Source organism: Acetobacter sp. ESL1128, from assembly GCF_058505085.1.
In genome coordinates this window covers 2,655,474-2,680,370 of record NZ_CP196369.1, presented here as the reverse complement: position 1 = coordinate 2,680,370, position 24,897 = coordinate 2,655,474, and the positions used below count along the sequence as shown (strand labels likewise).

Here is a 24,897-nt window from a genome sequence, read left to right as displayed (position 1 = left end):
TTCCCGTGAGGGAAAGAAGTCCTGAAAACCATGGAGGAAAAGGCGCATCTCCACCGGGAGCGGAAGACCGGCAATAAGGTGCATATCCGGGCCTTGTGACAGGGTGCGGGAGGAAGCAGGCCGTGACCCGAACAGATTGTCGGCCGGCCTTATATTATATGACGTGTGATACCCTTGACGGAAAGGCAGGGCAGCCACAAGTATAAAGCAAAGCCAGCTTGTCTGGGTAAGGAGTGTAGAAAACCATGTCGTTTAGTAACGACTACCGTTCCCCCGCATCAGCGTCAGGCTGGAACGATCAGGCCAGTCTGGACGCTGGTCTGCGTAGCTATATGCTGCGTGTTTATAACTGGATGGCATCTGGCCTTCTGCTGACCGGGATTGTGGCGTACGTCATTGCCAATACCGGTCTGAGCGACCTGTTTTTTCAGATCTACCTGACTGCTGCGGGTCCATTGCCGCGCCCTACTCTGCTGGGTGATCTGGCCATGCTCTCCCCGCTGGCGTTTGTGCTGGTCATGTCGTTCGGGATCAACCGGCTGTCTCTTCAGGGGGCGCAGGCGCTGTTCTGGGCGTTCTGTACGGCTATGGGGGCCAGTCTGGCCAGTGTGTTCGTTATCTATACCGGGACCTCCATTGTCCGCGTGTTTCTGGTAACGGCGTGCATGTTTGGCGCGACCTCCCTCTGGGGTTACGTGACCAAGGCTAACCTTATGCAGTTCGGGTCGTTCCTGATGATGGGGCTGTTCGGGCTGGTCATTGCCGCTCTGGTCAACCTCTTCCTCAAAAGCCCGACTGTGTATTACCTCTACAGCATTGCGGGTGTGCTCGTTTTCACGGCGTTCAGCGCGTTTGATGCCCAGCGGATTCGGGTTACCTACCCGCAGTTTGCCGCATACGAAGGCCCGGAAATGACCGCCAAGCGCAGTGTTTATGATGCGCTGAGCCTGTACCTGAACTTCATCAACCTCTTTCAGTTCCTGCTGCAGTTCATGGGTGTCCGCAATTCCAGCGACTGAGAGCTCCAGAGCAGCACTTCTGGTCCTGCCAGAGGAAAGCCCGGCCAGTTATGGCCGGGTTTTTTTGTATGGGCAGTTATGCTTGGTCCGAATGATGGCATGAAAATCAAGAATGGGTGCAAAAATGGTCCTGATTTCAATTCTTTAAGTTGTAACAGGGATGTGAGATTTTGTGTGCTCTCTAACAATATGAAATTTCAGACTAAATTTTGCCATTATTGAATTTTTTGAAATATTATGAAACATTCCGTGATATGCTGTTTGGGTCATCCAGCCGCCTCAAAAGTAGGCAAAAGCCATGCTCACAGCGGCTAACTGATTGTGACGAAAGGCAGATGGAACTTTTCTGACGTTTGAGAATCCCCGCGTAAGGAATAAAGTAGGCGCAATGCGTTTCCGCCGTGCATGGGGGGCTGCGCCGTAAGCAACATATTCGGGGTATTCATCTTGGATGGCCAGAATGTGTTGCTGGTGCGGAACAGAAAGGGCTCCCCATGCCGGGACGCGGTTTTTCTTGCTGTTGTCAGGCTTCTGTGGCAGCAGGGCAAAAGTCTTTGTGAGGCTAAGTTGATGTCAGAACCAAGAGGCGTGCGATGAAAAACAAGTTACTGGCGAGAACGGCGCGATTGGGCGGCCTATCGTCAGCGTTGCTGCTTGCCGGGTGCGAACTAGACGTTCTGGACCCGAAAGGCCCGGTGGGAGAGGGGGTTAAAACTCTTATTACCACCTCTGTGATCGCAATGCTGATCGTAGTGGTTCCGACCATTATTCTGACACTCTGGTTTGCCTGGCAGTATCGCCAGTCCAACACGAGTGCCGAATATCTGCCGAAATGGAGCCATTCCAACAAGATTGAAGTGGTGATCTGGGGCGTTCCGTCTCTGATTATTCTGTTTCTGGCAGTGATCACCTACCAGACCTGTCATTCTCTGGACCCCTACAAGCCGCTTGAGGCAGAAGCCAATACCAAGCCGCTGCATGTTCAGGTTGTGGCGCAGGATTGGAAATGGCTGTTCATTTACCCCGAACAGGGAATTGCAACAGTTAATCAGCTGGCTATGCCGGTCAATACGCCTGTTGATTTCGACATCACCTCTGATTCCGTGATGAACTCGTTCTTCATCCCGCGTCTTGGTTCCATGATTTATGCAATGGCAGGCATGCAGACCCAGCTTCATCTGCTGGCAAGCGAGCCGGGCGATTACATGGGTGAATCCGCCAACTACAGTGGGCGTGGTTTCTCGGACATGCACTTCCATGCCCTGGCCATGAGCAATGACGAGTTCAATGCTTGGGTCGAAAAGGTGCGTGCATCTTCCGAACAGCTGGATAGCCAGACCTATCCTAAACTGGCTGCACCGAGCGAAGCGAACCCCGTCGAATATTTCGCGCATGTTGAACCCGGCATGTTCAACACGATCGTTGCCAAATACAACAACGGCATGGTCATGGACAAAAGCACTGGCAAAATGATTCAGGTGCAGCAGTCCGCGATGTCCGACATGAATATGAAGGAATAGGATCTATGCTAGGGAGACTATCGCTTTCGGCCATCCCGTTGGATGTGCCGATCCTAGTAGGTACGTTCATCGGCGTTCTCATTGTCGGTGTCGCGGTACTGGGACTGATTACCTATTACGGCAAGTGGGGCTACCTCTGGAAAGAGTGGTTTACCTCTGTCGATCACAAGCGTCTGGCTGTCATGTACATTGTACTGGCGCTGGTTGCTCTGGCCCGCGGTTTTGCGGACGCCATCATGATGCGTACCCAGCTTGCGCTGGCTTATGCGGGTAACCCCGGTTATCTGCCCCCGCATCACTATGACCAGATCTTCTCCGCTCACGGGACGATCATGATCTTCTTCCTGGCCATGGCGTTCATGACCGGTCTGTTCAACTTCATTGTGCCGCTGCAGATTGGCGCACGTGACGTGGCTTACCCGTTCCTGAACAACCTGAGCTTCTGGATGACGGCTGTTGCGTTCATGCTGGTGAACATATCCCTGTTCATTGGTGAGTTCTCGCAGTGCGGCTGGCTGGCTTATCCCCCGCTGTCCGAAATGCAGTTCAGCCCTGGCGTGGGTGTTGACTACTATATCTGGGCAATCCAGATCTCTGGTGTTGGCACGCTGCTGACCGGTGTGAACTTCTTTGTCACCATTGTTAAGATGCGCGCTCCAGGCATGACCTGGCTGAAGATGCCCGTGTTCACGTGGACGGCTTTCTGCTCTTCCATCCTGATCATGGCAACCTTCCCCGTGCTGACGGTTGCTGTCGCCCTGCTGGGTCTGGACCGTTACTTCGGTATGCACTTCTTCACCAATGATGGTGGCGGCAACCAGATGCTGTACCTGAACCTGATCTGGGCTTGGGGCCATCCGGAAGTTTACATTCTTGTTCTGCCTGCCTTTGGTGTGTTCTCCGAAGTTGTGCCTGCCTTCTCCGGCAAGCCGCTCTTCGGTTACAAGACCATGGTCTATGCAACCTGCTCCATCATGGTGCTGTCCTTCCTTGTGTGGGTGCATCACTTCTTCACCATGGGCGCTGGTCCGGACGTGAATGCCTTCTTCGGCATCGCAACCATGATCATCTCCATCCCGACCGGTGTTAAGCTCTTCAACTGGCTGTTCACCATGTATAAAGGTCGCATCCAGTACCATGCTTGCATGTATTGGGCTGTTGGCTTCATGGTGGTGTTCACCATCGGTGGTATGACCGGTGTTATGATGGCCATCCCCGGTTCCGACTTTGTGCTGCACAACAGTCTGTTCCTGATTGCTCACTTCCATAACGTGATTATCGGTGGTGTGTACTTCGGTTACGTCTGCGGCATGAACTTCTGGGCTCCGAAGGTTCTTGGCTTCAAAATGAACGAAGCTTGGGGCATCCGCGCCTTCTGGTTCTGGCTCGTTGGCTTCTTCTTTGCCTTTATGCCGCTGTATGTTCTCGGCTTCGAAGGCATGACCCGCCGTATGAACCACTATGACAACCCGGCCTGGCATCCCTGGATGCTGATCGCTGAAGTTGGCGCAGTGCTCATCCTGTTCGGTGTTGTTTGCCAGCTGATGCAGATTTTTGTCTCCATCCGCGACTGCAACAAGCCTGAAAACCGTGACTTCACGGGCGATCCCTGGAACGGCCGTACGCTGGAATGGTCCACTTCCTCTCCTCCGCCGGTGTATAACTACGCCATTGTCCCGCATGTCAGCTCGCTTGACGCTTATATGCACGACAAGGAAAACGGCATTGATACCCGTCAGGCTGGCGGTCAGTACGAAGCAATCCATATGCCGAAAAACACGGCAGCTGGTATTTCGGCTGGTGCTTTTGCCCTGATCTTCGGTTTCGCCGCCGTGTGGTACATCTGGTGGCTGGCAGCCATTGGCCTTGTGGGTGTGATCGCTACGATCATTGCACGCAGCGCTAACAAGGATATTGACTACTATATCCCTGCCGAAGAGGTTGCCCGGATCGAAAACGAGCACACCCGTAAACTGATGGCACAGGCAGCAGAATAATGGCACAGAACACAACTGTTCCGACCGCAGGCCACGACGAACATCACCACGAAAATACGGTGGTGTTCGGGTTCTGGGTCTATCTGATGACGGACTGCATTATCTTTGGCTCCCTGTTTGCCACGTTTGCAGTCCTGCGTAACCAGTTCAACGGTGGGCCAACCCCGCACGAACTGTTCGAGTTTGGTGGGCTTGGGCTGGAAACAGCCCTCCTGCTTCTCTCTTCCATTACTTATGGGTTTGGCATGATTGCCGCCCATAAGACCCAGATCAGCTCGGTTATCATGTGGCTTGGCGTCACATTCCTGCTGGGTCTTGGGTTCGTTGGTCTGGAAGTGCGTGAATTCGCGCACATGATCGCGGATGGTGCCGGCCCCGATCGCAGTGCATTCCTGTCTGCGTTCTTCACGCTGGTTTCCACCCACGGTCTGCACGTGACGTGTGGTCTGATCTGGATTGTTACCCTGATGGTTCAGCTGATGGGGACAACTGAAATTCCGGAACGCATGATGAACAAGCTCACCTGCCTGAGCCTGTTCTGGCACTTCCTGGATATCGTCTGGATCTGTGTTTTCACCTATGTCTATCTGGCGAGCATGATCTGATGAGCAATCCGAACACATCCTCCTCGGGCGAGAGCCACGGTAGCGTATCTTCGTACCTTATCGGCTTTGTTCTTGCTGTTATCCTGACGGTTCTGTCGTTTGGTGTGGTCATGAGCCACAGCCTTGCGCCAACCGGCACGCTGGCGGTGCTTTCTGTTCTGGCACTTGTTCAGGTTCTGGTGCACCTGCACTACTTCCTGCACATGGGTGGTGGTTCTGAAGCACGTTGGAACAACATTGCGTTTGTTTTCACCGTTGCTTTCGTGTCCATCCTTATTGTCGGCACGGTCTTTGTCATGGCGAACACGTCCATGAACATGATGTCTCGCTGATATCATGTCGCTTCGCTGCTCTGGCTTAGGTCAGGGCGGCGGTCAGCAATAAAAAACCCCGGGGCTCAGGCTCCGGGGTTTTTTTATTGGGCCTGCTGCCGGGCAATGCTGGGGCGCTGCGCGTTGCACCGCCTGTTACCCTTTGCGAAGGTTGTACTGCGCCCAACAAAAAAGGCACCGGAAAACCGGTGCCTTTTTGTTGGTAAAACCCCTTAAGTCAGGTGGGGTTTCAGTCCTTGTGCGGTTCGGGGGAAAGAAGGTCAGCCTTGTTGGGCTTGTCTTTCCATTCCTGCGCATCAGCCGGTGGGGTGCCCTTGCGTGTAATGTTGGGCCACTGGCTGGCATATTTTGTGTTGATTTCCGCCCACGCTGCTGACCGGTCGTCGCTGTCGGGGAAAATGGCTTCGGCCGGGCATTCAGGTTCGCATACGCCGCAGTCAATGCATTCATCCGGGTTGATAACCAGAAAGTTTTCACCGGCGTAGAAGCAGTCAACGGGGCAGACTTCCACACAGTCCATGAATTTGCAGCGGATGCAGTTTTCAGTGACCACGTAGGTCATTGCCATCTCCGAAATTATCTGGCGGTCGAGTGGGGCTCGCCGCGTGGGGTCAGATGGCCAACCAGCCGGTCGTGCCACCAAGGATGGCGCAGATATGATGGGCTTTTTGCACTATGGCAACCCGCTTGGACGAAAGGGGGCACTTCAATGCCCGCAGGGCTGCTCCTACATTTGGCTCCGTAACGTGCGCAGAATGGCAAAAGGACTGTTATTTTGGGCACTTTGTAGATGTGCCCCGTGTTTTGGACGGCTGGAGCGCTGTTTTCTTTTTTCTGCGTGGCGTGTTGGTAAAACCATAAAAGGTGCCGCTGGCCCCGCATAACGTGGCGGTAAAGGGGCGGGAGGTTGCAAACGGATTCCTAACCCTTTGAGCACATGGGGCAGCTCTTTTTTGCTGATCCCCAGGCGGGATGCCAGAGAGAGCGGCAAAGGTTTGGGGGTGCGGGCACACAAAACCCGCATATCCTGCATGATGCTGGCTGCAATATCGAGTCGAACCAGCGTGTTGTGGCTGAGCAGCCAGCCAAGGCTGGTCAGCAGTGCCTGTGCAGGGGGTGCTAGTGGTGCGTTCAGGTGCACGGAAACCGCACCACCGGGTAAAGGCTGCGTTATGGACTGGCCCGTGTGGATGCGGAGCAGCAGGCTGCGGAGCGCCATGGCATGGGGTTTGAGCAATGGCGAGCAGAAAGCCAGCGGGCCATGGAGCCGAATGGCCTGCCGGCGGAGCAGTAGCGCTTCCGCCGGGGGAAGAACAGGCGGGGCGGGCAGGGTGGCAACGCCGCCATTTTCGGTAACAGCATGCACAATGCCGCGGAGCAGGGGGTGGTCTGCCACAGCCTGCTCCGCACGGAAGAGTGGGCCAAGGGTGTGGGCAAGGATCGAGGCCATAAATTGTGTCAGCCGCTCGCGTATTCTGGCTTTATGGGTAGATTCCAGAAACTCCGCATCATCAATATGGATCACCGGGTGCAGGACCGAAGGGCCTTTGCGTAAATGGGCGATTGGCTCCTCACGCCACAGGATGTGGCCTGTCTGGTTGTCCAGCGTGATCTCGCTCTCAGGGGCTTGCAGAAAACGGGCAACAAGCCGGGGGATCTCACTCCGGGCTGCGCGCCGTGCGGCTTTGAGAATAAGGGCCTGATCAGAGCGTGCGGCTTCGGGGTCGGGTACAAAGGCAAAGCCGCGCATATGCCCTACGTCATGCCCTTCCACGCGCACTTCCCCGGCTTTGTTAATGGCGCACAGCAGGGGGGCTCCATCTGCCTCTTCCAGCCTGCGGGCCAGACTGGCGGCGCGTTTGTCCACAAACCGGCTGGCCAGCCGCTCATGCAGGGCATCGGAGAGTGTGTCTTCGAGCATGCGGGTATGGCGCTGCCAGTGCTGGGCGTTTTCCACCCAGTCTGGGTGGGCTGCAACATAGGACCATGTGCGAATACCCATCAGGCGGTGCATCAGGTCTTCTATCTCGCCACCGGTATGCTCCAGACTGGCGAGCCGCCCTTTGAGCCAGCTGGAAGGCAACTGCCCGTCTTTGGCCAGAATACTAAACAACTGGCCACATAGGCGGATATGGCTGTCCAGTCCCAGTTTGCGAAAATCCGGTATCTGGCAGATTTCCCACAGCAGGCGGGTGTGTGCGGTGGTTGTGGCCAGTGTGCGCACGGCAGGGGTCTGCATAAGCGCGCTAAGCGTCTGCATGTCGGCTGCGGGTTCGGCAGGGCGCAGGTTGGGGTGTGGGGTCTTCTGGCACAGGCTGGCATACAGGGCTTGCGGGGAGGCAAAATCGAGCTTGCTGCTGCGCCACCACAAAAAGGGAAGAGGCTCAAACTTGTGGGTTTCCACCGCCTCGGCCATGGCCTCTGGCAGCGGGGGGCACTCCCCGGTGGTGCCAAATGTGCCATCGCGCGTGCCGCGGCCTGCGCGCCCGGCAATCTGGGCGATTTCCGCCGGAGCCAGCATGCGGTGGCGCTGCCCGTCAAATTTGGACAGGCCCGCAAAGGCAACATGGTCGATTGTCATGTTCAGCCCCATGCCAATGGCATCGGTGGCGACCAGATAATCCACCTCGCGGTTCTGGTACAGTGCGACCTGCGCGTTGCGGGTGCGGGGGGAGAGCTGGCCCATGACCACCGCACACCCACCTCTTTTGCGCCGGATCAGTTCAGCAATGGCGTACACTTCGGCCATGGAAAAAGCGACAATGGCCGTGCGGGGCGGCAGGCGCGACAGGCGGGTGTGGCCAGTATGGCTCAGGCTGGACAGGCGCGGGCGGGTTTCAATGCTGATGTCGCGGATCAGGCTGCGCATGAGCGGGGCAATGGTGTCCGCCCCAAGGAACAGGGTTTCGGACCGACCGCGGGCGTTGAGCAGGCGGTCGGTAAAAATATGGCCACGCTCGGGGTCGGCACAAAGCTGGATTTCGTCCACCGCCACAAAGTCCACCGGGCGGTGCATGGGCATGGCCTCAACCGTGCAGGAGAACCAGCGCGCCTGTGGAGGAATGATTTTTTCCTCCCCCGTAATCAGCGCAACCGAGCGAACCCCTTTAAGCCGCACCATGCGGTCATAGTTCTCGCGCGCTAGCAGCCTGAGCGGAAAACCGATGACACCGGACGCGTGTGCCAGCATCCGCTCTAGCGCCAGATGTGTTTTGCCGGTGTTGGTCGGGCCCAGAATGGCACGGACCGGAGCCTGATCTACGCACTGGGCTGCGTGCAGGGCAGGAGCCATCTGGCGGGGGGGAACCTTCATGCCGTGTATGGTCCGCTGCCCGCGCCTGAAAAGCAAGTCGGCAATGCGTGTAGCCTCCCCCGTTGCATCATGCAAAAGGGAAGCGCAGGGTGCGGGCAGAAGGAGGAATGCCATGCCTATTCATGATCTGGACTGTCTGAGCGTTGCGCGCAGGCGGAAGACTCTGTGCACCGTTTATGCCGTGCGGGCCTGTGAGCGAGAGACATGGGTGGCATTGGCAGGGGAGGCGGCGGTCAGCTTTGCCCAAAACTGCGGCTTTGTCGCGCGGGCAGGCCAGCTTGTGCTGGTGCCCGGTCCCGGGGGCAAGGTGCAGGCGCTTTTTGGCCTGCCTGAAAAAAAGACCACGCCGCGCGACCCGTTTATATTCGGCAAGCTGGCACAGGACCTGCCCGCAGGGGACTGGACCGTGCAGGCACCAGATGATGTGGCGCGGGATGATGTTATTCTTGGCTTTTGTCTGGGCGCATACCGCTACAGCCTGAAAACCGAAGAGCAGGGTGAGCAGCCCCGGCTTGTGGTGACGGCGACCGAGCGCAAGGGGCTGGCAGCGCAGATGGCACGGGCTATCTGCTTTGCGCGTGACCTGATCAATACCCCTGCCAACCTGCTGGGGCCATCCGAGCTCGCACGGGAGGCCAAAACGGCACTCCGCCCGCTTGGGGCTGAGGTCGAGGTCATCAAAGGCACAGCGCTGGACGAGGCTTATCCGCTACTGGCGCATGTGGGTAATGGTTCGCAGCGTGGGCCCAGAGTGGTCGTGGCCCGCTGGCACGGCACACACGCCGGCAAGGATGCACCGCTGATCTCCCTCGTTGGTAAAGGTGTGTGCTTTGATAGCGGGGGGTATGACATCAAACCCTCCAGCGGCATGCTGCGCATGAAAAAGGATATGGGCGGGGCAGCGACCGTGTTGGCGCTGGCTTATCTGGTTATGGCGCAGGACCTGCCCGTGCGGCTGGAACTGCGGCTGGGATGTGTGGAAAACAGCGTATCCGGCCATGCCATGCGCCCGCTGGACGTTATTCGGAGCCGCTCGGGCTTAACGGTGGAAATTGGCAATACCGATGCCGAAGGGCGGCTGGTGCTGAGTGACCTGCTGCACGAGGCAGGTGAGAGCGCGCCAGACCTGCTGGTGGATGTGGCAACCCTTACAGGCGCTGCCCGCGTGGCGCTGGGGCCAGACCTGCCTGCCCTGTTCTGCAATAACGACTCCACGGCCATGCTGTTCGCGGAGGCGGCGGAGCACGAGGCCGACCCCCTGTGGCGTCTGCCACTCTGGCAGGGTTATGCAGGCTGGCTTAAAAGCACGGTGGCGGACCTGAACAATATTGCCTCCCGGCCCATGGCAGGAGCTGTTACAGCCGCGCTGTTTTTGGAACATTTTGTAAAACCAGACCAGCGCTGGGTGCATATCGATAGTTATGCCTGGAATGATTCCAGCAGACCCGGACGGCCAGAAGGCGGGGATACTCCCGGAATTCGTGCACTTTTTCGTGTAATCCGTTCTCTTTGTGGAACGAATCGGACGCAAAAGAGTTAGGGTTTTTACAGACCACTCTGGCGTAATATTTTTTTGTGACAGCGCTTTAAAAAATCGTTTCGGTGTCTATATAAAGCGCATCAGATTCATTCCGGTTTGCATATGGGCCGGAAAAACACAGCCGGGCGGGCCAAAGCTCTGGTCCCCGGCACAAAAGGAAGTTGAACGTCATGGCACAGGCCGCAGAAAAGGCAGAGGATCTGGTCAAGACCCTGCGGGATACCATTGTTGCACTGGTGCGCGGAGAAGGGCCGGACCTGTCCGCCCGTCAGCTCGCTGTGTTCCTGACCTGCTATCTGGATGAAAGCGGGCATACAGTGCGCGGTCTGGCGGCAAGCCTGAACGTGTCCAAGCCTGCCATTACCCGGGCACTCGACCGTTTGACCGAACTGGATCTGGCACGCCGCAAGGTGGACCCGCTGGACCGCCGCTCCGTGCTGGTGCAGCGTACCCCTAAGGGCGCTTCCTACCTGAAGGAAATTCGCTCCATCATGGGCACGACCGCACATGATGTGGCCCAGAACACCCAGCAGGAAGAAAAAGTGGCAACAGTGCGCCGCCTGCGCCGCGTTGCGGCTGCCTGATCAGCCAGCCTGCACGTTTTATACACGCACGTATAAAGGTTGCCGTGTTGCGGGCCTCGTACCCTTCCAGAAAGGGGGCGGGGCTGTAACCGGCAACCTTTTTGCATGGAGGGCGTTGTTGTTCCTGACCTGTGTCAGATGTTTTCAACCTTCAGGTTGCTAACAGTCTTCTGGACACGCCTGTAAAGGGAGCTGTTCCATGCGTTTTTCTTCTTTTGTTGCCGCGGCCACTCTGGCTGTCTCTGTTGCGGGCGTACCTGCCGCATACGCCGCCGATGCCATGGGCGCACCCACCGCCAAAATTACCCTGACCGCCAAATCGGCCGATATTGGGCTGGGCTATACGTGGGGCGAGGGTAAGCTGACCTATGGCGGCAAAACGCATGCCTTTTCCATTACCGGCGGGACTATTGCCGCTGTCGGTTTTTCCAAGATCGAGGGAACAGGCACGGTTTATAACCTGCACCGCCTGAAGGATTTTAGCGGCACCTATGCTGCAGCCCATGGCGAGGCCACGCTGGGGCAGGGCCTGGGCGGGGCTGTGCTGGAAAACAAGAATGGTGTCCGGATCAAGATCGAGACCATCTCGCAGGGGGCGCGGCTTGCCGGCTCTGCTCAGGGGCTGACGTTAACACTCAAATAACTGCGTGCCGGGGTGTGCGGCTTACCACGGGCCAATTGCGTGCTGGCGTGTGCGGAGCACACCCCAAAGAGTCCATGCCAGTTGGGGTAATATAAGCAGGGCTGCGCCAGCCATGCCGCTCCAGAACCCTGTTGTGGGGGCTACAAGGCAGGCAACGCCACCACCCCACAGGGTTAGCCCCCATTCCAGCAGGGAGACAACGGGCACCGCTACGGCGCTACGGTAGATAATCTGGTAAAGGTGCCCCCGGTGCGCCTGCACAAGCGTCTGCCGCATGTACAGGCGGCGGATAAGCGTGAACAGCACATCATAAACCAGTGGGAACAGCAGGGCGGGGCCCAGTATTCCTCCGCGTGGCAGGGTGGTATGGCTGGCAATATACAGGCTGGCTATTCCCGTCAGCAGGCCGCAACCCTGGCTGCCAACATCACCCAGAAAAATCCGGGCATGGGGGAAGTTAAAGGGCAGAAAGCCCACCAGGCAGGCGCTGAGCAGCAAGGCAGGCCAGTGTAGCTCCGGCACGCCAAAAAACGGGGCAGCAAGACCCACGCACAGGGCGGCACAGGCCAGACACCCCGCAATAAGCCCGTTTAACCCGTCCATGAAGTTGACGGCATTGGTGATAAAAACCAGCCACAGAACAGACAGGGCCGCACCCGCCAGCGGCGTTGGCCCGGTCAGATGCACACCGCCCGCTACAACCAGGCTGGCGGCTATGGTCTGTGCTGCAAACTTAAGGCCGGGGTGCCACTGGTACAGGTCATCCAGCCACGAGACACCGCACAAAAGCACCAGAGCCACTGCCGCCATAAAGCATGGGAAAGAGAAAATAGGCTGGCCTGCCACCCCTTGCAGAGCAGGAAAAAACAGCCCGAATGCCACCATAACCCCGATTCCTCCCCCCTTGGGTGTGGGGGTGGCATGGGCGCTACGGTGGTCGGGGTGGTCCATAACCGCCAGCCTGATCATGCACCGCACAAGGGCTGCACACAGCAGGGCAGCGCAAGGCAGGCATGAAAAAGCCAGAACGGCGGGAAAAAAAGACATGAAAGAGAGGGTTGTCCGGTTAGGCTGCTTCTAGGATGTCGGGCGCTGGGCTATAAGCGCACGATCATGGTATCGCAACGTTCCCAGCTTCAGCATCATTATGCAAGATTTTGGCCGCTGAACAGGATTGCCCTGAATATCCTGCTCGACGGCGGGCTGGCAGCGTTGGCGGCAGTGCTGGCCTGCTGGCTGGCGGCCCCTTATGGGGTGCAGCTTCATCCAGTGTGGTTTGCCCTTGCCGGGGGTGCCTCACTGGTGGTGGGGGGGCTACCCTTTAGGCTGCCGCAGCAATACTGGCGCTTTGCAGGCATGTCGGACCTGCTGGGGCTTGCCGGTGCATCATTCAGCAGCGCTCTGCTGCTTTTTGCCGGTGTGGTGTGGGCCGGGTTGCCCCTGCCCAGTGTTGCGTTCCCCTTTATTTACGCTCTGGTGCTGCTTGTTCTGCTCGGCGGGGTGCGGGTGTTCCACCGTCTGGCGCACAGAGCAGGCGGGCCACGGGCCGATGGACAAAGCGTGCTGCTGATTGGGTCGGATACCGCAGCGGATCTGTTTATTCAGGTGGCAGAACGCGGTAAGCACATGAATGTCCGTATTGCCGGGCTGGTGGGGGGGAACCGGTCACAAACGGGCCACCGGATTCGTAACGTGCCTATTCTGGGGCACCGGGAAGAGTTGGCCCGTGTGCTGGCGCAGATGAACACGGCGGGGCATCTGCCAGAAGCTCTGGTGGTGCTGGACCCCGATTGCAGGGGCCGTGCATTAAGCCAGATGCTGGATGTGGCGGCAGAATACGGTCTGGCTGTGCTGCGACCGCCAGCCATGCTGGACATGACTCCGGCAGAACAGGTGCGTTTGCAGCCAATGCAGCCGCAGGACTTGCTGAACCGCCCGCAGGTACCGCTGGATCAGGCCGGGCTGGACCGCCTGATCAACCAGCGCTCGGTTCTGGTAACGGGGGTTGGGGGGACCATTGGTTCCGAACTGGTGCGCCAGATTGCCCGCCATGCGCCTGCCTGCCTTGTTCTGCTGGACCATGGCGAGTTCGCACTGTGGCAGATTGATGTGGAACTGGCGGAGTGTGCTCCGAGCATTACGCGCAAGGTGGTTGTGGCCGATGTGCGGGATGCGGAGCGGATTAACGCCATTATGGCCCAGTACAAGCCTGATCTGGTGTTTCATGCGGCAGCGCTCAAGCATGTTCCGATTGTGGAGGCCAATCCGGAAGAAGGTGTTCTGACCAACCTGCACGGCACGCGTGTGGTGGCCGATGCCGCAGCCCGGCATGGGGCGGCAGCCATGATCGTGATTTCCACCGACAAGGCAGTTAATCCTTTCAATCTGATGGGGGCGACCAAGCGTGCGGCAGAAATGTACTGTCAGGCGCTGGATGTGCAGGCCCGCTCTTCGGGGCGGCCTAAGGCCATGCGCTGCATTACGGTGCGGTTTGGCAATGTGCTGGGGTCCACCGGTTCTGTCGTTCCTCTGTTCCAGCGGCAGTTGGAGCGGGGCGGTCCGTTAACCGTAACCCACCCGGAAATGCGGCGTTACTTCATGACTGTGCCTGAGGCCGTGGGGCTTGTGCTGCAGGCATGTGTGCGTGGCATGTCCTGTGCAACAGGGACGGATATGGAGGTTCTGCTCCGTCAGGGCGGTATTTTTGTGCTGGATATGGGGGAGCCGGTTAAGATTGTGGATCTGGCCCGGCAGATGGTCCGTCTGGCGGGGCTTAAGCCGGATGAAGATATTGCCATTCATTTTACCGGCCTGCGTGCAGGGGAAAAACTGTACGAGGAACTGTTCCATGGGCGTGAGACCTCGGTGCCGACGGATGCTCCCGGCCTGCTCATGGCAACGCCGCGTGTGGTGGAAATGGATGAGGTGCGCGCAGCCGTGGACCAGATTACCGCCCATGCCCGGCGTGGTGATGTCGCCGCAACCTTGCAGGTCCTGCGCCTGCTGGTGCCCGAGTTTGACCATAACCCTAACGGGGATGTGCGCGAACTGGCTCCGACTGGTGCAAAATCCCATGGTGCGGTAAAAGACGAGCAGATAAAGGCCGACGGCACGGAGCAGATGGCACCATGAGCAGTTCAGACAGCAGGCCCATTGCATTTCTTGACCTTGCAGCCCAGCAGAAGCGGCTGGGGCCTGTGCTGCGCCAGCGTCTGGATGCCGTGCTGGCCCATTGCCGTTTTGTTATGGGGCCGGAGGTGGCGGAACTGGAAGGCCGTCTGGCGGAATGGGCTGGTGCGCGGGAGTGCGTAGGGGTGTCTTCCGGTACGGATGCACTCCAGATTGTCATGATGGCTGAAGGTATTGGCCGGGGGGATGCGGTTTTTCTACCCGCCTTCACCTATACCGCCACGGCGGAGGTGCCTCTGCTGCTGGGGGCAACGCCCGTTTTTGTGGATGTGGACCCCAAGACATTCCAGATTGATCCTGCGCACTTGCAAAGCCGGATTCAGGCCGTGCGGGCGGCGGGCAAGCTGCGGCCGCGCGCTATTGTGGGGGTGGACCTGTTTGGCCAGCCCGCTCCGTGGCCGGAACTGCGTGCCATTGCTGCGGCGGAAGAGCTGTTCCTTATGGCGGATTGCGCCCAGTCTTTTGGGGCAGAACTGGCGGGCAAACCATTGGGGTGCGAGGCCACGGCAACCACTTTGTCCTTTTTCCCGTCCAAACCACTGGGTGGGTATGGGGATGGTGGAGCCATTCTGACAGACGACCCCGAGCGGGCCGCCCTGTACCGCTCCCTACGCACCCATGGCGAAGGAGCAAGCCGGTACGAGGTCCTGCGCACAGGCATGAATGGTCGGCTTGATACCCTGCAGGCAGCAGTTCTGCTGGCCAAGCTGGAAAGCTTTAAAGATGAACTGGCCCGGCGCGATGCCATAGCTGCACAATATGATGCAGGGCTTGGCGGGTGTGTTCAGGTGCCGGTACGTGTGGCCGACAGCCGCAGCGCGTGGGCTATTTACGCCATATTGCTGGCAGATACAGCGGAGCGGGACGGCCTACAGGCCCGCTTGGCAGGCAAAGGGGTGCCTTCGGCCATTTATTACCCCCTGCCACTGCATAAACAGCCTGCCTATCGTGACCACCATGATGGTACGGCCCTTCCTGTTTCCGAAGACCTGGCGCAGCGTATTCTGGCACTGCCCATTCACCCGGAACTGACAAACCAAGACGTAGCGCGCGTGATTGCCGCAGTCAGAGGGTAAGAAAGATATATCATGCGGAAAGAAACGGCGTTTATTATTGGCTTTCTGGTTTTGACCATAAGCACCACGATTGTGATCTGGACCTTTGCCCTGCCCAATTTCAAACCTGTTTCTTTTCCGCAGGTTGCCAGTGGCGTTATTGATGTGGGGCCAATGCACCGCCAGCGCCCGCTGGAAGCGGATGAAGTGGCAGATGTTAACAAGTGGCTTTCAACCCACAAGTCCGGCTGGGGGCCACTTAGCCGCACGCCACCATCCTCGGGGGACTCGCATGTGCAGCTCAAGGATGCTCAGGGCAAGGATGTTCTGACCCTAACGCTGTGGACCGGGATTAGTGCGGCCGATTGGAATGCTACGGTTTTTGTGGAATCGCCCGACGGGTCATGGGTGCGCACGGAAACATTTTCCAACAAGGACTTTGCTCCGCTGCGCATGATGGTTGACCGCTATCCGTTCAAGCATTCCAGCTTTCCATAAGGCGGTCATGAGGTGGCAGTGTTAGGGCGCTAACCTGCCTTGAAAAAGTGCCTCAGTTTGATTTTTCTTCGTGGTATTCATCATCAATATTAATTTCCCAGATTTTGCTCTTATCCTGCTGGCCAGAGATAATCTGGTCAGCCGCTTCCTTGGCCGTTAGCATGGAATGGTCCTGATTATTGTAACAGTGCATCCCATTCCGCCCGATAAGATAGAGGTTTTCCACAGTGTCCAAGGCATTGCGGACTGTGGAAAAACTTTTGTAGGACTCACCAAAATAACCGGGATACGCTTTGGGCACATGCACCACAATACTGTCTAATGTGTTAAGCGTTGAAACAAGGCCGATTTTCTGCATTTCAAAACAGGCGAGCTTGATCATATCCTGCTCGCTCAGAGTCCAGAGCTCATTTCCTTCGGAACAGAAAAACTCAAGTCCAAGCCATGTGGTTTCCGGGTCGGAAACCAGATAGGGGCTCCAGTTATTAAAGATCTGCACCCGTCCGACATTGACGCCGGGTTCCTGAATATAAATCCAGTTGTCTTCTAACTGGCGTGTTATGTCCGAAGATTTATAGAGCAGGCCAACTGTAATAAAGTCCCTGTATTGCAGGTCTTGTGCAATCTGCCTTACCGTGGGGGAAAAGTAACTTCCGCTGGCAGAGACAAGCTCTTTAATCGGCATGGTTGACACCAGAATATCGCACTTCTGGCGCTCTTGTCCGCCATCCTTATCGGTAACAGTTATGGATACGGCGTGATTATTCTCAAAAGTAATCTCATTGACATGATGATTGAGGAGAATTGTTCCCCCCATATCTGTAATATGCCGCGCAACAGTTTCCCACATCTGGCCCGGACCATATTTGGGGTAGATGAATTGCTCTATAAGGGAGGTCTGAACACTCGCGTCTTTCTGCAGACCAAGAGCTTTTTTACAGGCATGCAGAATTGCGCTGGAAATAGACAGGCTTTTAACCCGCTGAGCGCCCCAGTCCGCACTAATGCTAGAGCACGGAACGCCCCAGACTTTTTCTGTATAATCTTTAAAAAACTGTTGGTACAGTTTGCGACCAAACCGATTTATGAAAAAATCTTCCAGTGTCAGTTCAGGTGTAATTTTATGGAACCGGGCCCAGAGGTAACTCAGGCCGAAAACAATGGTTTTACGCCACCCAAGCTTGGCCAGATTTGTTGGTGTGAGTTTGAGTGGGTAGTCAAAAAACGTTTTATTGTAATAGATACGAGAGAGACGGGAGCGGACCAGCATGACGTCATCAGTCGCAGAAGACTGAGGTCCAACAGCGAGCTCTCGCTCTTTACCCTGATATTGTAAGGTAACGTTTTGTTCGCTTGTTGCCGCAATTGGCAGAAAGCTCTCCCACCAGGACATAACCCAGTCGGATTTGGAGAAAAAGCGATGCCCACCAATATCTATACGGTTGCCATGATGCTTGATGGTTTTTGATATTCCGCCAACCTGTTTGTCGCATTCGTAAACAGTTACATTTTTCCGACCGGCTTTCAGGAGTTCATAGGCAAGTGTCAAACCTGCTGGCCCAGCACCAATAACAACGATTTTTTCATCTTGTGCCATGACGTTCCCTATATTTACCCAACTTCTTATTTCTGATCGGAAAGCTCGGTAGTAAATACAGGGTATATGAAGAATACAAAAGGTCAAATCGGTATATTTTTTTAATTATGATAATGTGACGAAGAAATTTCAATAATCCAAATAATAAATTGAAATTTTCAAAAATTACCCCATTATTTTAATTCCACGGCAAATAATTTTTGGGTGTGAGGTGTGATAATTGAATAATGCGCGTAACAGGTAATCGTATCAGTAAACAAAGGGCAAAATCTTCCAGCGAACCTGCTTTGACCAAAGACACCATTGTGGATCTGTGGAAAGCATTTTTTCTTCTGCTCGGATACGCAGGATCTGTAACGACCATGTACTAAAAATAGCGCAGATATTCCAAAGACTGAAATTATACAGGAGAAAACCGAGGCTGGTTAACATGTAGCCAGCATACATTGGATGCCGGATGATACGGTATGGACCATAAGTTTTTACAACTCGTACAGCTGCAACAATTGCAAAGCTTCTCCCTAGGCAGAGTTTGGCTGAAAGGCTGATAAGAATGCCTATAAACGACAAGATAAAGCACAATGTAACAGGGGCAAGATGTGTATTGCTGGTATGAGTAGAAACGATCTGCGCCGAATACGTTCCCAGAATGGCTAATATCCAGTCTGTTGTGTTATGGCTCATTCTTCCTGGAGATCGAAATAACGTAAAGAGAAGCTCCAATATCATTTCCACCATATACAATATAGTTATAATATTATAATCAATAAATATCAATTTGAAATTATGATTTATGAAATAAATATATGGGATGATTATAATTATTTTTTCTAGTTTATCGTTAATATATTTATTTTCACTTAACATTGAACTGCGTTCTTTTCAAGGTACGAGTGGCGCCGGGAGGCTACGTAAAGGAAGATCAGGGCAATAATTGGTTCAATTGGCATATGATAATGCAAGGTTAGGGACAAAATATAAAAAGGTGAAAAATATAAAACAATCAGTAGAAGTTTTTCCCAAGGAAGAAATTTCGTTTCAATAGCTGTATTAATCATCCATATTGCGGGTATCATCATATAAGTGAGGTCGTAGTGTAGAAGATAAGGTGTGCATAAAGGAGATGCGGCCAAGCATAGAATGAGATTATTTTTAATATTTCTCCCTTTTTTTATTTTATAAAAAACAAACATTATGATGGTAGAGCAAAATATAATTTGCAGCCATAAAGCTGTAGAGAATGGCACATGGTGCACGGACAGAAAACCGAATAACGTGATAAAAATCTGACATAAAGCTACGTTATGCAAAATGCTATCTTGCATCATGTGTGAGTATTCAAAAAAACGTATCCAAGCATCAAGACCAAACACACACAAGGAAAGGCCTACCATACAAGTGGCAGATGTCATCATTCCAATTATTGTGCGCCAGCGGCCCATAAAAATAAGACCAAGAGGAACAAGAAATGCAACATGTGGTTTAATAATAAGGAGACCGAAAAATAAACCAGAAACAAATGGATTTTTTTCAATATAGTAAAAACCTAATGTTAAAATCAGAGCGATCAAAAGCCCTGTTTGTCCTGTAACTAGAGAAATGCAGAATTGAGGAGATACAAATGCAAATGCAGTAATGGACCAGTTGCGGCACAAAATACTCAATGTTTTTGCGGTGATGAAGGGGGCCGTCAAACCCCATAGAGTGTAAGATAATGTATAAGTAAAAAATGCCCACGGCCAGATGAAAAAAAGCATGGAAGGTGGATATAGAAATGGTAGTTTGTAAGGGTGGCTCAGGGCATGAGCACTTTGCATGACTGCATCATGAGCAGCTGTATTGTAGATATCATAAATGTGGCCGTGAATTAACTGCTTGGAGGCTGCCCAAAACAGTATAAAATCTCCACCAAATGCATAGTCTTCAGGTTTATTTTCGTCCTTAATAATATATAAAAAAGAGAAAATAATCGTAAAAACTATAATATATATTATCAAATATGCATTACATCTTTCTTTATTCATGAAATTCATATTTTTTAATTCAGAATATAGAAATTGTACTATATCTCTTGGCTTCTTCGAACTGAGCATTTGTGTAATGCGCTTTGCATGATGTGATTTGATATGGTTCGACATTAAGGAATTTGATGGAAATTTACAACTCTACGTCGCGAGCAAGTGGTGAGAGGATTTTTTTTGAAATTTTGATTTAAAGCAATTAATATGTAACCCGATGTGTATTAATAGTACACACTAGCGTAAACCAGTGGGGGTAACCTCCATTGATTTTTTAGATTTAGGAGAATGATACATGTTGCGAGTAAATGAATATGCAGCAGTGGTTGCCCGTTTTTTTTCCATTAAGGATAAGCGCGGGGTGACGGCTATTGAATATGGTCTGATTGCTTCCTTGATTGCTTTGGCAATTATCGGTGGCGTGACGACTCTTGGTTCCAGGCTCAGCGCAGTGTTCCAGTCGATTGCGCAAAGTATCTCGTCGTAATTGCGAAGGATATTGCTGCGGCCTTGCGTCGGTTTACGAGGTGTAACCTTGGGAGTGCTTCTGCGCTCCTGAGGGGCAATGGTCAGAGGGTCTAGTGGTGTCATGGTTTGTTCTCATGGCAGCCTATGCCCTCCTTTGCTATGCAATGTGGGTTGACGTGCGAGTGCGGGAGATCCCTGACTGGGTCAGTCTGGGTCTTCTGGCTCTTGCGATTTTAAATGGTGCGGCAGTCCATTGGATTTCCCTTGCCTTTGGTGCTCTGATTTACCTCCTGCTTTTTTTCTTGTGGAGTCTCGGAGTCATCGGGGGTGGGGATGTTAAGCTGATTGCCGCAACCTCATTGTTTTTTATGCCGTATGAGCAGCTTATTTTTCTTTTGAATATTGGTTTGGCTGGCGGTGTTCTGGCCATGCTGTATCTCTTTGGTCGGAACAGATTGCCAATCATATCAAAGAGGACAACAAAAAATCGCGTTCTGCGCGTCGAGGCCTGGCGGATTAGGCGGGGTATGTCCCTACCCTATGCTGTGGCTATTGCGATTGGCTTCATTATGACGACCCTGCGGGGTGAGTGGTAGGCGGTAAGAATGGTCACGCGTATTGCGATGTTGTTCATTGGTGTGATCGGCTTGATTGGTCTTTTTGTGCTCGGGAAAGTTATTATGTCCCCCGCGCCTGCACCGCAGAAGGCCGCCCAGCAGGAAGTTGTTGTTCATACAAAAAAACTGCTCACGGTCCGGCATGCCATGCATGCGGGTGATTTTCTCCGCGAGGCAGACTTGGTTACATCGGCTATCCCCGATGATTATGTCCCCCCAGGGAGTCTGGAGGATACTCCAGCGAACCGGCAGGCTCTGGAAGGGGCGCTGCTGCGGATGGATCTTCCTGCGGGCGGCGGAATTGTTGAACAGGCTTTTCTTCGAGTCGGGGACCACGGCTTTCTTTCCGCGGTTCTGAAGCCCGGGATGCGCGCACTGAGCATTGGCGTCAATCTGGCCTCAGGCGTGTCAGGCCTTATCGAACCTGGTGATAGAGTCGATGTGGTGATGACCGAACGGGTCGGAGATGGTGCTGGCGGAAGCAATGTTTCGCGCCTCGTCTCTAAAATTGTTCTTTCAGGTATCCGGGTTGTTGCCGTGGGTGGTGCTCTATCCCCGCGTGGAAGCCGGAATGTTACTGAGCAGGCCGGTATAGACGTGCGAACAGTAACTCTGGAAGTCACGCCTGAGCAGTCAGGTGTTCTGGGTACGGCCCAGCAACTCGGTCAAATAGTGCTGACAGTTCAATCGCTTGGTGGCTCACATGATGATCTTGCCACACCCCCGGTCTGGGAATACTCTGTCTCTGCGTCTGATAGTCAGCAGGTGAAGGGCGGCGTAAAGGTTATGCATGTCTATAATGGGATTTCAGGCGCTCAAGATGTCCACTTTTAAAAGAGCCATGCGGATTGCGCTAAGTGGCATCGTATTGTTTGGCATGTGTCCTCCTATGGAGGCATCCGCGCGCAAAGCAAAAGCGCATCCCAGAAGGCACCATGCGCCAGTTGCTGCAAAGCGCCATGCGGCGCAGCCCCGCTCCCTTTCGGTTCTGACCCTTGAGGTCGGGAACGGTAAGCTGGTCGAACTGTCCGGCTCAGCCGAAAACGTGTTTTCAGCGGATCCAAAGGTTGCGGAAATACGTCCGGCAAGCCCACACAGCGTGTTTGTCTTCGGGCTGTCTGCTGGTCGCACAAGTATTGTGGCGGCAGATACCAATGGGCAGGCGATTGACCATTACGCGGTGCGTGTTGAGCCCTCCACTTATCCTGCCAACACACTGGATCATTCTGCTGGCAAAATTGTGCCGATGCTACGGGCCACGGCCACGCCAGACGGGCTGAACATTGATGGGGATTCCGATAATCCCGAAAAAGCTTGGCGTTTTAGCGACCGTGCTCGTGGGTTGGTCGGTAAAGACGGTTTTGTGTCCGATTATTCCAAAATGCACGGCTCCATTCAGGTGAACCTCAAGATCCGTATTGTTGAAATGGATCGCTCGTTGGTGCGTGAGCTTGGGGTGGAATGGCAAAACGTTAACGCCTTGGGCACATCGGCAGTTATTGGTCTTGCGACTTCTAGCCCCTTGGAAACACTGGCGACGACCAAAAGCAGCATTGGCTTTCTTTCTCGCTTTAAAGCCGGTAGCCAGTCGGTCACGCTGGAAACGGTTGTGGATATGCTGGCCAGAGATGGTCTGGTTCATAGCCTTGCCGAACCAAACTTGACCACGATTAGCGGGCAGCCCGCCAATTTTGTGGTTGGTGGTGAATACCCTGTTCCGGTTTCCAGTTACAATAATACGACCAACGTCAGCTTTAAGCAGTATGGTATTTCTTTGGCGTTTGTTCCCACGGTTTTAGGGGATGGCCGTATCAGCCTGCATGTAAGGCCCGAGGTGAGCGCGCTTTCTTCTAATGGGGCAGTAACACTCTCGGCTGGGAACTCTTCTGTTCAGATTCCAGCGATTACTGTCCGGCGTGCAGATACAACCGTGGAAATGGCAAGCGGGCAAAGCTTTGTTCTTGCTGGCCTTATGTCGGATAGCACAAAAATTACGGGTCAAGGCCTGCCATGGCTGGGGGATATTCCTGTGCTGGGGGCGTTGTTCAAATCCTCAAGCTTCCAGAAAGACGAGAGCGAACTGGTCATTATTGCCACGCCGTATCTGGTCAAGCCGGTGAGCAACGAAAAAGAGCTGCACACACCGGATGAAGGCTGGACGCCGCCAAATGACATGGAACGTATTTTTATGATGCGTCAGAGTGGCACCGATGTTTCTCGTAGACGCCCCTGGCAGCGTCTGGAAACCGGCGATGCTGGTTTTATGGTGGAGTAGCACCTTATGTCGTATAAAATAGTGTCGGGCACTGCGGTTATCCTGTTGATGGGTTTGGCGGACTGTTCGGTTATGGAACCGCTTGACCAGTCTTATCACTGGCGGAGTCTGGGGGTTTACGATGCCAACACGGCCGCACAGGTAGAGAATAAACGAGATTTGCAAAGAGGTCGTCCGCTGCCGCCGTCTGACGGGCAGACAGCCGTGGCTGCGGTGGAACGTTGGCGCGAAGACCGTGTCAAAAGCCTTGGCCGGAGTGGTCTGGCTGAGTTGAATATGAACGGTGAGGATCAGGGAAACTCCGGGGGTGGAGTCGCTACCAGTAGCAGTGGTGGGGGGCAATAACACGTGGCACTTCCCCCAGAGCAGTCCCAGCCCCAGCAGCAGCCTGGTGATACTGACAACATAAAGCAGGGCAGCGTCCTTGCTTTTGTGCAGGATGCGGATACAGAGGCGCAGCTTACCGAATGCCTTAAAGAGCTCCGGTCCGGCACAGTGCAGGTTTTGCGCGGGTCAGGGGCGTTTGCGATCTCCTACCTGGGTAAGCATGAGTTTCCATCTTATCTGATTATCGACGTTGGTGGAGAAAGTGACGCATTAGGCGTTCTGCGTACAGTTACGGAGTTATTGCCACCCGACGTAACCATTATGGTGTTGGGTGATCGCACCGATGCGGATTTCTACCGAAGCGTAACCCACGTGTTCGGGGCGGCGGAGTATTTGTATCGTCCCTTCAGCCGTAACCTGATTTTACGTATTTTTGGTCCGATTATTCTTCACGGGCGTGACACGCATCGCCTGATGGAAGGGGCCAGCCTGATTGCCTGCATCGGGGTGCGTGATGGTGTGGGGGCGACAACTCTTACCACAAATCTGGCTTATTTTCTGGCAGAAGAAGCCCGCCGATATTCGCTGCTGATCGATTTTGACCTGCGCGCAGGCAAAATGGCAACACTGCTGGATATTAATACCAACGGTGGTTTCCGGTCTGCTCTGGAAACGCCCGATCGCATGGACGAACTGCTGCTTGAGCGTAGCATGCAGGCCGTTGGGGAGCGTTTGCAGGTCCTGTCGAGCATGGGGGATCTGAACACGTTGCCCAAAATCGGGAGTAACGCTGTTACCCGGTTGATGGAACTTGTGCGCCCTCGTTTTCGTTTTGTCCTGACCGAAGTAAAATGGTCGGATGATGACGTGTATATGCGTGTTCTGGGGCAAGCACAGCAGTATATCTTAATAATGGATCCGACCATTGTCTCCGTGCGTGATGCACTGCGGGTCATGGCCAGCCTTCCGCGTGTTTCTCCTGTCAGCAAGCCGTTTATTGTTGTTAACAATGTGGGGCGGCCTGGGTCCTTGTCACTGGACGAGATTACGCAGAGTCTGGGCACGGAGCCTGATATACTCATGCCGTATCTGCCCGCAGATTGTGGAAACGCTGAAATCGACGGCAAGCTGGTTGTTACCAAAAACAAAGTGTACCGTCAGACTATTGAACAGCTGGCACATGGTGCACTGGCCGTTACGTTGAGCTCCTCCCTTTCCAAGGGAGGATTTTTTGCACAACTCAAAGAAAAAATAAAAGCCTTGGGAGCACGGTTTAAGAAATGAGCTCTAGCAAGCAAAA

The 24,897-nt window shown here is 54.3% G+C and carries 23 protein-coding genes; 17 read left to right on the top strand and 6 right to left on the bottom strand.

What is annotated here, in order from left to right; translation table 11 throughout:
* Positions 1-245: 245 nt before the first annotated feature.
* The 5 genes from ACSYTG_RS12500 (at position 246) to cyoD (ending at position 5,473) form a co-directional block, all read left to right on the top strand.
* A complete protein-coding gene (locus tag ACSYTG_RS12500) occupies positions 246-1,019 on the top strand; it encodes a Bax inhibitor-1/YccA family protein (protein WP_086645065.1) in 774 nt (257 codons plus the stop codon).
* 593 nt (positions 1,020-1,612) lie between these two features.
* Entirely contained in the window at positions 1,613-2,539 is a 927-nt protein-coding gene (gene cyoA / locus ACSYTG_RS12495) for a ubiquinol oxidase subunit II (RefSeq protein WP_086645066.1), read from the top strand.
* 5 nt (positions 2,540-2,544) lie between these two features.
* Complete coding sequence (gene cyoB / locus ACSYTG_RS12490) at positions 2,545-4,536, top strand: cytochrome o ubiquinol oxidase subunit I (RefSeq protein WP_086645067.1); 1,992 nt, start codon at positions 2,545-2,547, stop codon at positions 4,534-4,536.
* Positions 4,536-5,141, top strand: a complete 606-nt coding sequence (gene cyoC, locus ACSYTG_RS12485; protein WP_086645068.1) for a cytochrome o ubiquinol oxidase subunit III — start codon at positions 4,536-4,538, stop codon at positions 5,139-5,141. Before cyoB ends, cyoC begins: the two co-directional genes overlap by 1 nt.
* Positions 5,141-5,473, top strand: a complete 333-nt coding sequence (gene cyoD, locus ACSYTG_RS12480) for a cytochrome o ubiquinol oxidase subunit IV (protein WP_086645069.1) — start codon at positions 5,141-5,143, stop codon at positions 5,471-5,473. The genes cyoC and cyoD overlap by 1 nt, the downstream gene beginning before the upstream one ends.
* Before the next feature lie 229 nt (positions 5,474-5,702).
* Here the strand turns inward: cyoD and fdxA are convergent, their stop codons facing one another.
* Entirely contained in the window at positions 5,703-6,035 is a 333-nt protein-coding gene (gene fdxA / locus ACSYTG_RS12475) for a ferredoxin FdxA (RefSeq protein ID WP_086645070.1), read from the bottom strand.
* Between the two features lie 165 nt (positions 6,036-6,200).
* Positions 6,201-8,786 carry a helicase-related protein gene (locus ACSYTG_RS12470; RefSeq protein ID WP_489783513.1) on the bottom strand — a complete coding sequence of 862 codons (2,586 nt, stop codon included), beginning with the start codon at positions 8,784-8,786 and terminating at the stop codon, positions 6,201-6,203.
* A gap of 112 nt (positions 8,787-8,898) precedes the next feature.
* Here ACSYTG_RS12470 and ACSYTG_RS12465 point away from each other — a divergent pair, with 112 nt between their 5' ends.
* From ACSYTG_RS12465 to ACSYTG_RS12455, 3 genes are all read left to right on the top strand, one after another.
* Positions 8,899-10,326, top strand: coding sequence for a leucyl aminopeptidase family protein (locus tag ACSYTG_RS12465; RefSeq protein ID WP_489783391.1), 1,428 nt, complete (start codon positions 8,899-8,901; stop codon positions 10,324-10,326).
* A gap of 170 nt (positions 10,327-10,496) precedes the next feature.
* Entirely contained in the window at positions 10,497-10,910 is a 414-nt protein-coding gene (locus ACSYTG_RS12460; protein ID WP_086645072.1) for a MarR family transcriptional regulator, read from the top strand.
* A 199-nt stretch (positions 10,911-11,109) separates the two neighbouring features.
* Positions 11,110-11,553 carry a hypothetical protein gene (locus tag ACSYTG_RS12455; protein ID WP_086645073.1) on the top strand — a complete coding sequence of 148 codons (444 nt, stop codon included), beginning with the start codon at positions 11,110-11,112 and terminating at the stop codon, positions 11,551-11,553.
* A 21-nt stretch (positions 11,554-11,574) separates the two neighbouring features.
* Here ACSYTG_RS12455 and ACSYTG_RS12450 read toward each other — a convergent pair whose 3' ends face one another.
* Positions 11,575-12,600: an MraY family glycosyltransferase gene (locus tag ACSYTG_RS12450; RefSeq protein ID WP_489783390.1), complete on the bottom strand. Its 1,026-nt coding sequence runs from the start codon at positions 12,598-12,600 to the stop codon at positions 11,575-11,577.
* Between the two features lie 66 nt (positions 12,601-12,666).
* Here ACSYTG_RS12450 and ACSYTG_RS12445 point away from each other — a divergent pair, with 66 nt between their 5' ends.
* The 3 genes from ACSYTG_RS12445 to ACSYTG_RS12435 are packed head-to-tail and all read left to right on the top strand — an operon-like array spanning position 12,667 to position 16,295.
* Positions 12,667-14,685, top strand: a complete 2,019-nt coding sequence (locus tag ACSYTG_RS12445) for a polysaccharide biosynthesis protein (protein ID WP_489783389.1) — start codon at positions 12,667-12,669, stop codon at positions 14,683-14,685.
* Entirely contained in the window at positions 14,682-15,818 is a 1,137-nt protein-coding gene (locus ACSYTG_RS12440; protein WP_489783388.1) for a DegT/DnrJ/EryC1/StrS family aminotransferase, read from the top strand. Before ACSYTG_RS12445 ends, ACSYTG_RS12440 begins: the two co-directional genes overlap by 4 nt.
* Before the next feature lie 12 nt (positions 15,819-15,830).
* Complete coding sequence (locus ACSYTG_RS12435) at positions 15,831-16,295, top strand: hypothetical protein (protein WP_086645077.1); 465 nt, start codon at positions 15,831-15,833, stop codon at positions 16,293-16,295.
* Positions 16,296-16,347: 52 nt separating this feature from the next.
* On the opposite strand, the gene ACSYTG_RS12430 is transcribed toward ACSYTG_RS12435, so the two are convergent.
* The 3 genes from ACSYTG_RS12430 to ACSYTG_RS12420 all read right to left on the bottom strand — a co-directional run bounded on the left by ACSYTG_RS12430 (position 16,348) and on the right by ACSYTG_RS12420 (position 19,916).
* Positions 16,348-17,892, bottom strand: coding sequence for an NAD(P)/FAD-dependent oxidoreductase (locus ACSYTG_RS12430; protein WP_489783387.1), 1,545 nt, complete (start codon positions 17,890-17,892; stop codon positions 16,348-16,350).
* A 249-nt stretch (positions 17,893-18,141) separates the two neighbouring features.
* Positions 18,142-18,576: a methyltransferase family protein gene (locus tag ACSYTG_RS12425; RefSeq protein ID WP_415437211.1), complete on the bottom strand. Its 435-nt coding sequence runs from the start codon at positions 18,574-18,576 to the stop codon at positions 18,142-18,144.
* Between the two features lie 176 nt (positions 18,577-18,752).
* Positions 18,753-19,916: a glycosyltransferase family 87 protein gene (locus ACSYTG_RS12420; RefSeq protein WP_489783386.1), complete on the bottom strand. Its 1,164-nt coding sequence runs from the start codon at positions 19,914-19,916 to the stop codon at positions 18,753-18,755.
* Positions 19,917-20,205: 289 nt separating this feature from the next.
* On the opposite strand from ACSYTG_RS12420, the gene ACSYTG_RS12415 reads away from it, so the two are divergent.
* The 6 genes from ACSYTG_RS12415 to ACSYTG_RS12390 all read left to right on the top strand — a co-directional run bounded on the left by ACSYTG_RS12415 (position 20,206) and on the right by ACSYTG_RS12390 (position 24,881).
* On the top strand, positions 20,206-20,397 hold the full coding sequence (locus ACSYTG_RS12415; RefSeq protein WP_086645081.1) for a Flp family type IVb pilin: 192 nt from the start codon (positions 20,206-20,208) through the stop codon (positions 20,395-20,397).
* A 115-nt stretch (positions 20,398-20,512) separates the two neighbouring features.
* Complete coding sequence (locus ACSYTG_RS12410; RefSeq protein WP_165925897.1) at positions 20,513-20,974, top strand: A24 family peptidase; 462 nt, start codon at positions 20,513-20,515, stop codon at positions 20,972-20,974.
* A gap of 9 nt (positions 20,975-20,983) precedes the next feature.
* Positions 20,984-21,829, top strand: a complete 846-nt coding sequence (gene cpaB, locus ACSYTG_RS12405; protein ID WP_086645083.1) for a Flp pilus assembly protein CpaB — start codon at positions 20,984-20,986, stop codon at positions 21,827-21,829.
* Positions 21,816-23,270, top strand: a complete 1,455-nt coding sequence (locus ACSYTG_RS12400) for a type II and III secretion system protein family protein (RefSeq protein WP_242005812.1) — start codon at positions 21,816-21,818, stop codon at positions 23,268-23,270. Before cpaB ends, ACSYTG_RS12400 begins: the two co-directional genes overlap by 14 nt.
* A gap of 6 nt (positions 23,271-23,276) precedes the next feature.
* The gene (locus ACSYTG_RS12395; protein ID WP_086645084.1) at positions 23,277-23,615 is read left to right on the top strand and encodes a hypothetical protein; all 339 of its coding nucleotides are present in this window, start codon (positions 23,277-23,279) and stop codon (positions 23,613-23,615) included.
* A gap of 3 nt (positions 23,616-23,618) precedes the next feature.
* Positions 23,619-24,881 (top strand): CpaE/TadZ family protein, encoded by a 1,263-nt coding sequence (locus tag ACSYTG_RS12390; RefSeq protein ID WP_165925898.1) that lies wholly within the window; start codon positions 23,619-23,621, stop codon positions 24,879-24,881.
* The last annotated feature ends 16 nt before the right edge of the window (positions 24,882-24,897 follow it).

Excerpts from the sequence above, each read along its gene's own strand:
- ACSYTG_RS12500 (WP_086645065.1), top strand. The coding sequence starts at position 246 with ATGTCGTTTAGTAACGACTACCGTTCCCCCGCATCAGCGTCAGGCTGG.
- cyoA (WP_086645066.1), top strand. The coding sequence starts at position 1,613 with ATGAAAAACAAGTTACTGGCGAGAACGGCGCGATTGGGCGGCCTATCG.
- cyoB (WP_086645067.1), top strand. The coding sequence starts at position 2,545 with ATGCTAGGGAGACTATCGCTTTCGGCCATCCCGTTGGATGTGCCGATC.
- cyoC (WP_086645068.1), top strand. The coding sequence starts at position 4,536 with ATGGCACAGAACACAACTGTTCCGACCGCAGGCCACGACGAACATCAC.
- cyoD (WP_086645069.1), top strand. The coding sequence starts at position 5,141 with ATGAGCAATCCGAACACATCCTCCTCGGGCGAGAGCCACGGTAGCGTA.
- fdxA (WP_086645070.1), bottom strand. The coding sequence starts at position 6,035 with ATGACCTACGTGGTCACTGAAAACTGCATCCGCTGCAAATTCATGGAC.
- ACSYTG_RS12470 (WP_489783513.1), bottom strand. The coding sequence starts at position 8,786 with ATGAAGGTTCCCCCCCGCCAGATGGCTCCTGCCCTGCACGCAGCCCAG.
- ACSYTG_RS12465 (WP_489783391.1), top strand. The coding sequence starts at position 8,899 with ATGCCTATTCATGATCTGGACTGTCTGAGCGTTGCGCGCAGGCGGAAG.
- ACSYTG_RS12460 (WP_086645072.1), top strand. The coding sequence starts at position 10,497 with ATGGCACAGGCCGCAGAAAAGGCAGAGGATCTGGTCAAGACCCTGCGG.
- ACSYTG_RS12455 (WP_086645073.1), top strand. The coding sequence starts at position 11,110 with ATGCGTTTTTCTTCTTTTGTTGCCGCGGCCACTCTGGCTGTCTCTGTT.
- ACSYTG_RS12450 (WP_489783390.1), bottom strand. The coding sequence starts at position 12,600 with ATGTCTTTTTTTCCCGCCGTTCTGGCTTTTTCATGCCTGCCTTGCGCT.
- ACSYTG_RS12445 (WP_489783389.1), top strand. The coding sequence starts at position 12,667 with ATGGTATCGCAACGTTCCCAGCTTCAGCATCATTATGCAAGATTTTGG.
- ACSYTG_RS12440 (WP_489783388.1), top strand. The coding sequence starts at position 14,682 with ATGAGCAGTTCAGACAGCAGGCCCATTGCATTTCTTGACCTTGCAGCC.
- ACSYTG_RS12435 (WP_086645077.1), top strand. The coding sequence starts at position 15,831 with ATGCGGAAAGAAACGGCGTTTATTATTGGCTTTCTGGTTTTGACCATA.
- ACSYTG_RS12430 (WP_489783387.1), bottom strand. The coding sequence starts at position 17,892 with ATGGCACAAGATGAAAAAATCGTTGTTATTGGTGCTGGGCCAGCAGGT.
- ACSYTG_RS12425 (WP_415437211.1), bottom strand. The coding sequence starts at position 18,576 with ATGAGCCATAACACAACAGACTGGATATTAGCCATTCTGGGAACGTAT.
- ACSYTG_RS12420 (WP_489783386.1), bottom strand. The coding sequence starts at position 19,916 with ATGAATAAAGAAAGATGTAATGCATATTTGATAATATATATTATAGTT.
- ACSYTG_RS12415 (WP_086645081.1), top strand. The coding sequence starts at position 20,206 with ATGTTGCGAGTAAATGAATATGCAGCAGTGGTTGCCCGTTTTTTTTCC.
- ACSYTG_RS12410 (WP_165925897.1), top strand. The coding sequence starts at position 20,513 with ATGGCAGCCTATGCCCTCCTTTGCTATGCAATGTGGGTTGACGTGCGA.
- cpaB (WP_086645083.1), top strand. The coding sequence starts at position 20,984 with ATGGTCACGCGTATTGCGATGTTGTTCATTGGTGTGATCGGCTTGATT.
- ACSYTG_RS12400 (WP_242005812.1), top strand. The coding sequence starts at position 21,816 with ATGTCCACTTTTAAAAGAGCCATGCGGATTGCGCTAAGTGGCATCGTA.
- ACSYTG_RS12395 (WP_086645084.1), top strand. The coding sequence starts at position 23,277 with ATGTCGTATAAAATAGTGTCGGGCACTGCGGTTATCCTGTTGATGGGT.